Origin of the sequence: Rhodoferax sp. (assembly GCF_028689295.1) — a bacterium.
Classification (GTDB): domain Bacteria; phylum Pseudomonadota; class Gammaproteobacteria; order Burkholderiales; family Burkholderiaceae_C; genus Rhodoferax.
This window is the reverse complement of sequence record NZ_JAQTWL010000004.1, coordinates 181668-191601: the sequence shown is the minus strand read 5'-3', so window position 1 is coordinate 191601 and position 9934 is coordinate 181668. Positions and strand designations below refer to the sequence as shown.

General features: G+C 65.4%; 6 protein-coding genes. All 6 read right to left on the bottom strand.

Going from position 1 to position 9934, the window contains the following annotated elements:
* Positions 1 to 147: 147 nt before the first annotated feature.
* The gene (locus tag PHF15_RS06035) at positions 148 to 1302 is read right to left on the bottom strand and encodes a dihydrolipoamide acetyltransferase family protein (protein WP_300119742.1); all 1155 of its coding nucleotides are present in this window, start codon (positions 1300 to 1302) and stop codon (positions 148 to 150) included.
* Positions 1299 to 2288 (bottom strand): alpha-ketoacid dehydrogenase subunit beta, encoded by a 990-nt coding sequence (locus tag PHF15_RS06030; protein ID WP_300119740.1) that lies wholly within the window; start codon positions 2286 to 2288, stop codon positions 1299 to 1301. Before PHF15_RS06030 ends, PHF15_RS06035 begins: the two co-directional genes overlap by 4 nt.
* Positions 2288 to 3301, bottom strand: coding sequence for a pyruvate dehydrogenase (acetyl-transferring) E1 component subunit alpha (gene pdhA, locus PHF15_RS06025; protein WP_300119737.1), 1014 nt, complete (start codon positions 3299 to 3301; stop codon positions 2288 to 2290). Before pdhA ends, PHF15_RS06030 begins: the two co-directional genes overlap by 1 nt.
* A complete protein-coding gene (acsA, locus tag PHF15_RS06020) occupies positions 3298 to 5076 on the bottom strand; it encodes an acetate--CoA ligase (RefSeq protein WP_300119734.1) in 1779 nt (592 codons plus the stop codon). The genes pdhA and acsA overlap by 4 nt, the downstream gene beginning before the upstream one ends.
* A gap of 44 nt (positions 5077 to 5120) precedes the next feature.
* On the bottom strand, positions 5121 to 5588 hold the full coding sequence (locus PHF15_RS06015) for a CBS domain-containing protein (protein ID WP_300119732.1): 468 nt from the start codon (positions 5586 to 5588) through the stop codon (positions 5121 to 5123).
* A gap of 182 nt (positions 5589 to 5770) precedes the next feature.
* Positions 5771 to 9823, bottom strand: a complete 4053-nt coding sequence (hrpA, locus tag PHF15_RS06010) for an ATP-dependent RNA helicase HrpA (protein ID WP_300119730.1) — start codon at positions 9821 to 9823, stop codon at positions 5771 to 5773.
* Positions 9824 to 9934: the final 111 nt, after the last annotated feature.

Here is a 9934-nt window from a genome sequence, read left to right as displayed (position 1 = left end):
CGTCGCCCCACAGCCTTGTAGCCCCTGAACCACAGTCACTGACTCAGAAAAACCAAGAAACAGAGAAAAAACCTAATCAACTTATTGACAGGTCAATCCATATCGGGAGCGGCGCCCTCGCCGCGAAGGATGTCGGGGCCTGGCGGTTCATGGCGCATCACCGGCCAGCGTCTGCGGCTGCTGCAAGCGCTCGCGCACCTCCGCCAGAAACAACGCGCCGCGGTGCCCGTCGGAGGCGCGATGGTCGGCGGCCAGCGTGGCGCACAGCAGCGGCAGCGCGCACAGCTTTCCATCTTCCACCCAGGGCCGCTGCGCGATGCTGCCAAAGCCCACCAGCGCAACTTGCGGCGGGTAGATGATGCCGAACACCGACTGCACGCTTTGCTCGCCCAGGTTGGTGATGGTGAGGGTGGGGTCGGACATCTCGGAGCTGCGCAGCGAGCCGGCACGGGCGCGCTTGACCAGGTCGGCGAGCTCGCGCATGAGTTGCGCCAGCGGCTTGTCGCCCACGTCGTGCAGCGCCGGCGCCACCAGACCGCCGCCGCGCAGCGAAATCGCCACGCCGAGATGCACGGCCGCGCTGGCTTCGAAGCGGCCGTCGCGGTAAAAGCCGTTGAGCTCGGGCGTGCGCTGCAACGCAACGGCCACCGCCTTGAGCAAGAGCGCGGCAGTGAGGATGCGCTCGGTGATGTGCACGCCCGCATTGCGCTGCTGCAGCCAGTCGAGCGCGCGCTGCATCGGGATCGTTTCGGACAGGTAATAGTGCGGAATTTCGCGCTTGGAGCGGCTCATGGCGGCGGCAATCGCTTTGCGCATTTCCTGCTGGCGATCCGGTGCTGCGACCGGCTGGGCTGTCGCTGGCGCCTGTTCCGAACGGCCTTGCGCGGCTGTAGCGTGCGCCGCCTCGATGTCGGCCAGCGTGACCGAGCCCTGCGCCCCGCTGCCCGCCAGGGTGTCGGGGTCGATGCCGAGTTCTTTCGCGCGACGGCGTGCCGAGGGCGACACCGGCTGGCGGCTTGGCGCCGGGCGAGGTGGCACTGCCGCACCGGGAGGCGGCGCCGCCTCGCCCGGCGCCAGCAGCGTCGCCAGCACCGTGTCCACCGGCACTTTTTCGCCCACTTGCACCAGCAGCTCATGCACCACGCCGTCGTGCCAGATTTCGACATCCACCGCAGCCTTTGAGGTGTCCACCACCGCCACCACCTGGCCGCGCCTGACCGCGTCGCCGGGCTTGACGTGCCACGCCAGCAGCGTGCCTTCGTCCATGTCGGCGCCCAGCGAGGGTAATTTGAATTCGATCATGCGCCGACTCCCATCACTGCTTGCACTGCCGCGACGATTTTGTCCACCTGCGGCAAGGCCGCTTCTTCGAGGTGCCGGGGATAGGGAATGGGCACCTCCTCGCTGCAGACGCGCGCCAGCGGCGCGTCCAGGTCAAAAAACGCCTGCTCGCAGATGCGCGCCATCACCTCGGCGGCCAGGCTGCCGGAGCGCCAGCCTTCATCAACCAGCACCGCGCGGCGGCACTTGCGCACCGACGCCATCACCGTGGCGTCGTCAAGCGGGCGCAGCACGCGCAGGTCGATCACTTCGGCCGCAATGCCCTGCGCTGCCAGTTGCTGCGCTGCCTGCAAGGCCTTGGGCAGGCTGCCGCCATGCGTGATCAGGCTCACGTCGGAGCCCGCGCGGCGCACCCGCGCGCTGGCAATGTCCACCGCCGACGTCTCGTCGTCGGGCAGATCGCCCTCGCTGTTGTAAAGCTGGGCGTGCTCGAAGATCAACACCGGGTCGGGGTCGGCCAGAGCGGCCTTGAGCATGCCGCGCGCGTCCTCCACCGTGGCGGGGCTCAGCACGCGCAGGCCCGGCACATGGGCGTACCAGCCCTCGAAACTGTTCGAGTGCTGGGCGGCCACCTGGCGCCCGGCGCCGGTGGCCATGCGGATCACCAGCGGCACCGAAAACTGGCCGCCCGACATGTGGTGCAGCATGGCCGCGCTGTTGACGATAGGGTCGAGCGCGAGCAGGCTGAAGTTGACTGTCATGATCTCGACAATCGGGCGCATGCCGCCCAGTGCCGCGCCAATGCCGGCGCCGACAAAGCCGAGCTCCGACAACGGCGTGTCACGGATGCGCTCGGGGCCGAACTCTTCGAGCAGTCCTTTGGACACCGCATAGGTGCCGCCGTAGCAGCCCACATCCTCGCCCATCAGGAACACGCGCGGGTCAGTTTGCATGGCTTCGCGCAGCGCCTCGCGCAAGGCGTCGCGGTAGCTGATGCGCCGGCCCATCATGCCGCTCCCTGCGCCGTGTGCACGTCTCGCAACAGATCATCCACCGGTTCCCAGTCAGAGCCTTCCGCAAACGCCACCGCCGCCTCGACCTCGGCCTGCGCCGCCGCATCGAGCGCCAGGAATTCGTCTTCGCTCAGGCTACCCTGCCCTTTAAGGCGCGCGGTGTAGGTGTGGATCGGGCCGCGCGTTTTCCAGGCCTCGACTTCTTCCTTGGCCCGGTAGAGCTCGGGGTCGAACATCGAGTGCGCGCGGTAGCGAAAGGTGCGCAGTTCCAAAAACACCGGGCGGCTGTGCTGGCGCACCTGCTGTGCGGCGCGCAGCGCGGTCTGGTGCACCTCCACCACGTCCATGCCATCGACGCTCACCGTGGTGGTGCCGTAAGACGCCGCCTTGGCGCACAGATCGGTCTGCGACTCGGAGCGGCCAAGTGCCGTGCCCATGGCGTACAAATTGTTTTCGCAGCAAAACAGCACCGGCAACTGCCACAGCGCGGCCAGGTTCATGGCCTCATGAAAAGCGCCCTCGGCCACCGCGCCCTCACCAAAGAAGCAGGCGGTCAAGGCGCTGCGGCCGCCGAGCTTGTCGGCCAGCGCCAGACCGGCGGCCAGCGGCAGGCCACCGCCGACGATGGCCTGGCCGCCGTAGAAGCGGCTGGCGCGGTCGAACAGGTGCATCGAACCACCGCGACCGCGCGAACAGCCATCCTGCTTGCCGAACATCTCGGCCATGATGGCCTGCATGCTGATGCCGCGCAACAGCGCGTGGCCGTGCTCGCGGTAGGTGGCCACCACGTTGTCGTCCGTCGCCAGGGCGCGCAGCACGCCGGTGGCCACGGCTTCCTCGCCGATGTAGAGGTGCAAGAAGCCGCGAATTTTTTGCTGGCCATACAGCTCGGCCGCGCGCTCTTCCATGCGCCGGATGCGCAGCATGTCGGCCAGCATGGCGTGCGCCAGGGGCTTGTCCCAGGGCACCGGGCCGCTGGGTGGCTTTGGCACTTTCATTTTGCTCATGCGCCAGCCTCCAGCGTCGAGGTGTCGCCTTCGGGCAGGCCGAGCTCGCGTGCCTTGAGCAGTCGGCGCATGATCTTGCCGCTGCGGGTGCGCGGCAGCACCGGCAAAAAGGCGATCTCCTTGGGCGCCACGGCAGCGCCCAGGCGCCGGCGCGCATGGGCCAGGATGTCCAGGCGCAACGGCTCGCCCGCCTCGAAGCCGCTCTTGATCGAGACAAAGGCCTTGACCACCTCGCCGACCACCGGGTCGGGCTTGCCGATGACACCGGCCTCGGCCACCGCCGGGTGCTCCATCAGCACGCTTTCGACCTCGAACGGGCCGATCAGGTGGCCGGCCGACTTGATGACGTCATCAGCGCGGCCGACAAACCAGAAATAGCCGTCGGCATCGCGCCGCGCCAGGTCGCCGGTCAGGTACAGGTCGCCGGCAAAACATTTGGCATAACGCGCCTCGTTGTTGAGGTAGCCGCGAAACATCGACGGCCAGCCGCGCTGCAACGCGAGCTCGCCTTCGACGTCGGGGGTGTCGATGACGCGCACCCGGGGCGGCTCGCCCTCGGCCTCCAGGTGTTGGACGATGAAGGCGTCGATGCCCGGCAAGGGCCGCCCCATGGAGCCGGGCTTGATATCAAAAGCCGGGGTGTTGGCAATCATGATGCCGCCGGTTTCGGTCTGCCACCAATTGTCGTGGATCGGAAGACCCAGCACCTCCTGGCCCCACCACACGGCCTCCGGGTTGAGCGGCTCGCCCACGCTGGCGACAAAGCGCAGGCAGGGGTAGCAATGGCGCTTGGCCAGCTCGGGGCCGGCCTTCATCAGCATGCGGATGGCCGTGGGCGCGGTGTACCAGACGCTCACATGCTCCTGCGCCAGCAGCGTGTACCAGCGCTCGGCGTCGAACTCTTCGCGGTCCACCAGCGAGGTCACGCCCTGCAGCAGGGGCGCGATGATGCCGTAGCTGGTGCCGGTGACCCAGCCCGGGTCGGCGGTGCACCAGTAGCGGTCGTGCGGATGCAGGTCGAGCGCGTAGCGCGCGGTGGCGCCGTGGGCCACCGCCGCGCCATGCACATGCAGCGCGCCCTTGGGCGTGCCGGTGGTGCCGCTGGTGAAATGCAGCAGCGCGGGGTCGTCTGCGGTGGTGGCGACGGTGCTGAAGGTGTCCGGCGCGGCGGCCATCAGCGTGGCCAGGTCGAGCGTGTCGGGCTCATGGGTAATACCGCCGTCCTCGGCCACCAGCAGGACGTGGCGCAGGCTGGGCATTTGCACGCGCATCTGGCACACCTTGCGCCGGTACAGCACGTCGGTGGTCACCAGCACCTGACCGGCGCCGATCTGGATGCGGGTGGCAATGGGTTCCGGGCCGAAGGCCGAGAACAGCGGCGTGACCACGGTGCCATTTTTCAGCGCGCCCAGCAGCGCCACATAGAGCTCGGGGATGCGCCCGGCCAGCAGGAACAGGCGGTCGCCCTTGCCGACGCCAAGGCTTTGCAGCACATTGGCAAAACGGTTGGTAAGGCGCGCCAGCTCGGCGTAACTCAGTTCCAGCGCAGGACCGTTGCGCGAGACAAAGCGCAGCGCCGCGTGGTAGCGCAGCGTGCCCGCGGCATGCCGGTCCACCGCCTCGAAGCCCATGTTGAGCCCACCCCCGGGCAGGCCATGCAAGTCCTGCCGCGCCTGGTCCCAGGTAAACCTGCCGCGCTCATCGGCGTAGTCGGTCCAGTTAGGTCGCAAACGCTGGTTTGCGGCGTCTTTGTGAATGATGCTGGGTCGGTCCATGCGTTGCCTCGCTGGGGTTCGGGTCAGATGGCGCCTGTTGGCTATCAAGCAGCGTGTTTCATTGCCTGCTCGCGTGTCTCCCGGTCTCTGGCGCTGCCCAAATCGACGGCCAGATCGGCAAGTTCATGCGTCAGCAAGCCCAACACGTCCTCAATCGTCAAGATGCCCGCCAGATTGCCCTCCTTGTCAACGATCACCAGGCGCCTCAGCCGGTATTTTTTCATCAGTTGCACGGCATCCATGGCGTCCATCTCGGGTTGCGCCTTGACCAGATCGACCGACATGATGTCGCCCGCCGTGAAGACGGCCGGGTCAAGCCCTTCGGCCATGAGCTCAAGGACCAGATCGCGGTCGGTGACTATGCCGACCGGCTTGTTTTTGTCGAGCGCATCCACCACCACCAGGGCGCCGATATGGTGCCGGCGCATGAGCTGCGCCACCACCCGCGCCGAGGTATCGGGTTCGACCACGGCGACCAGGTTGGTCGCAAATTCCTTGAGTTGTATTGCCATGGCGACTCCTGTACTTTGAAAATCCGGAATGGGTTTTCAGAATAGTCATGCCAGCGGGCAGTGGGATGCGAATTATCAAGACAGGCGCGGGATGCGCATGGATTTTTAATTCAATCGCGGCGAGGGCGCCGCTCCCACAAGGCGCAACGCCCACAAGGCGCCGCTCCCGCGAGGCGACTGGGCTACCCCAGCTGCGCCCAGGCTTTTTCCAGGCGCTTGACGCTTACCGGCTGCGGCGTGCGCAGCTCCTGGGCGAAAAAGCTGACGCGCAGTTCTTCGAGCAGCCAGCGGAATTCCTGAAGCCGTTCATCGACCACGCCCTTGCGCTCGGCGAGCAGGCGCGCGTAACGCTGCTCCAATGGCTGCAGCTCTTTGAGGCGTGCCAGGTCACGCGCCGGGTCGGCACGGTATTTGTCAAGGCGCGCGGTGATGGCTTTCAGGTAGCGGGTGAAGTGGTGCAGGCTTGCCCAGGGCGTGACGCTCAAAAAGCGCTTGGGCATCAGGCGGGCAAGCTGCTGGGCCGCATCCTGCGTGGCGTCCGGCGCGTTTTTGGTGTCCTTGATCTTGCGTGCTGCCAGCGCGTACTCGGCCAGAATGGCAGCGGCCAGCCGCGCCACTTCGGTGGCGATCAGGGTCAGGCGGCCGCGGCCCTCGTCGATGCGCTTTTTAAAGGCAAATTCATCGGCCGGTAGCGGCTCGAGCAAAAAGGCGCGGTCGAGTGCCACCTGAATGATTTGTTCGCGCAATTCTTCCAGCGTGCCACCGGTGCCGCTGCCGTCCGGGCTCTTGCCCACCTGCATGTAGGTGACGGCCATTTTTTGCAGGTCAGGAATGTTCTTTTCGAGGTACTTGAGCGCGTCCCTGATCTGCAGGGCAAACAGGCGGCGCAGACCGGCGCGGTGTCTGACGGCGGCCACATCGGGCTCGTCGAAGACCTCGATGGTGACGGCGTCACCGGCGTCGATCAGGCCGGGGTAGCCGATCAGCGTCTGGCCGCCTTTCTGGATTTCGAGCAGTTCGGGCAGTTCACCAAAGGTCCAGGCGGTATAGCGCTGGGCGGTCACTGCAACCTTGATTTCGGTGGCGCGCTTTTCCAAATCCTCTGTCCGCTGATGTCCGTCATCGCGAGGCCGCAGGCCGTGGCGATCCATGCCGGCGGGTGTCGTGGATTGCCGCGCTGCAGCCTGTCCTGAGCCAGCCGAAGGGCTCGCAATGACGGGAGAAGCAGCGGTGTTAACGCCGCCCTGCCCCAGCTTGAGCCCGGCCAGCGCCTGAAATGCGCCGCGCGCCTGCGCCCCCAGCTCGGCCTTCAGCGCACCCAGATTGCGCCCGGCGCCGAGTTGGCGGCCGTGTTCATCGACCACCCGGAAGTTCATAAAAAGGTGAGGGCTGAGCATGTCGAGCTTGATGTCGGCGCGCACCACGTCCACAGTGGTGGCGGCACGCACCAGTTTGAGCACCGCATCCAGCAGCGAACCGTGGCCAAACACCTCCGGCGCATTCAGCGTTTCAGCCATCTTGCGGGCGCTCTCGGGCAGCGGCACCAGGCGTGAGCGCGGGCGTTGGTGCAGGGTCTTGAGCAGCGCCTGGATCTTGTCCTTGAGCATGCCGGGCACCAGCCATTCGCAGCGTTCCTCATTGACCTGGTTCAACACAAACAGCGGCACGGTCACGGTCAGGCCGTCTTTGGCGTCGCCGGGTTCGTGCAGGTAAACGGCCGCGCAATCGACGCCGCCCAGGCGAATGGTTTTGGGAAAGGACTGGGTGGTGATGCCCGCCGCCTCATGGCGCATGAGTTCTTCGCGGGTCAGCAACAATAATTTGCTGTTGCCGCTGGGCGCCGCGCCGCGCACCGGCATGGGCATCAGATACTCGGGCTTTTTGCAGGCTTCGCGGTACCAGGCATCGAAGCTGTAGCCGCTGCAGACGTCGGCCGGCAACTGCTGGTCGTAAAAGGCGTAGATCAACTCGTCGTCGATCAGCACGTCCTGTCGGCGCGCCTTGTGTTCCAGGTCTTCAACCTGTTTGATGAGCTTTTGGTTGGCCTGCAAAAACGGCCACTTGCAGTCCCACAGGCCGTTCACCAACGCCTCGCGGATGAAAATCTCGCGCGCGCCGACCTGGTCCACCCGGCCGTAATTGACGCGCCGGCCGCTGTACACCACGATGCCATAGAGCGTGGCGCGCTCCAGCGCATTGACCTCGGCCGACTTCTTTTCCCAATGCGGGTCGAGCAATTGTTTTTTCAGCAAGTGGCCCCCCACCTGCTCCAGCCACTGAGGCTCAATCGCGGCAATGCCACGGCCAAACAAACGCGTGGTTTCCACCAGCTCGGCCGCCACAATCCAGCGCCCCGGCTTCTTAACCAGATGCGCGCCGGGGTGCGGATAAAACTTGATGCCGCGCGCGCCCAAATATTCACCCCCGCCACCGCCCTCGGTTTCCAGCTTGTAGCCGATGTTGCCGAGCAAGCCCGCCAGCATCGACAAGTGCAACTGCTCATAACTGGCCGGCACGGTGTTCAGGCGCCACTTGTGCTCGGCCACCACGGTGTGCAATTGCGAATGGATGTCGCGCCACTCGCGCACACGACGCATGCTGACGAAGTTCTGCCGCAGCAACTGTTCGTACTGGCGGTTACTGAGCTTGTGCTGCCCTTCCCCGCCCTTGCCATCGTTGATCCATTTCCAGAGCCTCAGATAGCCGCTGAATTCGCTCTTTTCGTCGTCGAACTTGGCGTGAGCCTGGTCGGCTTGCTGCTGTGCTTCCATGGGCCGGTCGCGCACATCCTGCACCGAAAGCGCCGAGGCGATCACCAGCACCTCATCGAGCGCCTCGCGCGTGCGCGCTTCCAGAATCATGCGGCCCACGCGCGGGTCGAGCGGCAATTTGGCCAGTTCCTGGCCGGTGGCCGTGAGCTCGTTGGCGTCGTCCACGGCGCCAAGTTCATTGAGCAGCTGGTAACCATCGGCAATGGCGCGCCCCGACGGTTTTTCGATAAACGGAAAGTCTTCCACCACACCGAGGTGCAGCGACTTCATGCGCAGGATCACGCCCGCGAGCGAACTGCGCAGAATCTCGGGGTCGGTAAATTTGGGACGGCTATTGAAGTCTTTTTCTTCATAAAGCCGGATGCAGATGCCGTTGGCCACCCGGCCGCAGCGCCCGGCGCGCTGGTTCGCCGAACTCTGGCTGATCGGCTCGACCAGCAGCTGCTCGACCTTGCTTCGGAAGCTGTAACGTTTCATGCGCGCGGTGCCCACATCGATCACGTAGCGAATGCCTGGCACCGTGAGCGAAGTTTCGGCCACATTGGTGGCCAGCACAATGCGGCGCCCGGTGTGGCCGTCAAAGATTCGGTCCTGCTCGGCCTGGCTCAGGCGGGCAAACAGCGGCAACACCTCGGCATTGCGAAAGAGGGGCTGATGGCTCAGGTGGCCGCGCAGGTGGTCAGCGGCCTCACGAATTTCGCGCTCACCCGGTAAAAACACCAGAATGTCGCCGCTGTTGTGCACGTCCCGCCAAAGCTCGTCCACCGCATCGGCGATCGCGTCGTTCAGGTCGTAATCGCGCGCCTCCTCGAACGGCCGGTAGCGCTGCTCGACCGGGAACATGCGCCCCGAGACCATGATGATCGGTGCCGGCCCCTGTCGACTGGAAAAGTGCTCGGCAAAACGCTCGGCATCAATCGTGGCCGAGGTCACCACCACTTTCAGGTCGGGCCGACGCGGCAGGATTTGCTTCAGGTAACCCAGCAAAAAGTCGATGTTCAGGCTGCGCTCATGCGCCTCGTCGATGATGATGGTGTCGTAGGCTTTCAGCAGCGGGTCGGTTTGCGTCTCGGCCAGCAAAATGCCGTCCGTCATCAGCTTGACCGAGCTGTCGCGGCTCAGCCGATCCTGAAAGCGAACCTTGAAGCCGACCACGTCGCCCAGCGTGGTGTGCAATTCTTCGGCAATGCGTTTGGCCACGCTGCTGGCTGCAATGCGCCGGGGCTGGGTGTGGCCAATGAGCTTGCCCGGCGGCGCACGCGAGCCGTCGGGGTTGAGCAGCGGGTAATTGAGCTTGCCGCGCCCCAGCGCCAGGGCGATTTTGGGCAACTGCGTGGTTTTGCCCGAGCCGGTCTCACCGCAAACAATGATGACCTGGTGCGCCTGCATGGCGGCCATGATCTCCTCACGGCGGGCGCTGACGGGCAAGTCTTCGGGAAAGTCGATTTTCAAAGGTACTGACATTGGGCCGCAATTATCGCGGCCGCGTCAGGGGGCGGCGGTGGGCGGCGAGTTATGGCTGGCTGGCGATCAAATCAAACGCCGAACAAGTACCGGCATCCAGCGCAACTTGCA

Excerpts from the sequence above, each read along its gene's own strand:
- PHF15_RS06035 (WP_300119742.1), bottom strand. The coding sequence starts at position 1,302 with ATGATCGAATTCAAATTACCCTCGCTGGGCGCCGACATGGACGAAGGC.
- PHF15_RS06030 (WP_300119740.1), bottom strand. The coding sequence starts at position 2,288 with ATGGGCCGGCGCATCAGCTACCGCGACGCCTTGCGCGAGGCGCTGCGC.
- pdhA (WP_300119737.1), bottom strand. The coding sequence starts at position 3,301 with ATGAGCAAAATGAAAGTGCCAAAGCCACCCAGCGGCCCGGTGCCCTGG.
- acsA (WP_300119734.1), bottom strand. The coding sequence starts at position 5,076 with ATGGACCGACCCAGCATCATTCACAAAGACGCCGCAAACCAGCGTTTG.
- PHF15_RS06015 (WP_300119732.1), bottom strand. The coding sequence starts at position 5,588 with ATGGCAATACAACTCAAGGAATTTGCGACCAACCTGGTCGCCGTGGTC.
- hrpA (WP_300119730.1), bottom strand. The coding sequence starts at position 9,823 with ATGTCAGTACCTTTGAAAATCGACTTTCCCGAAGACTTGCCCGTCAGC.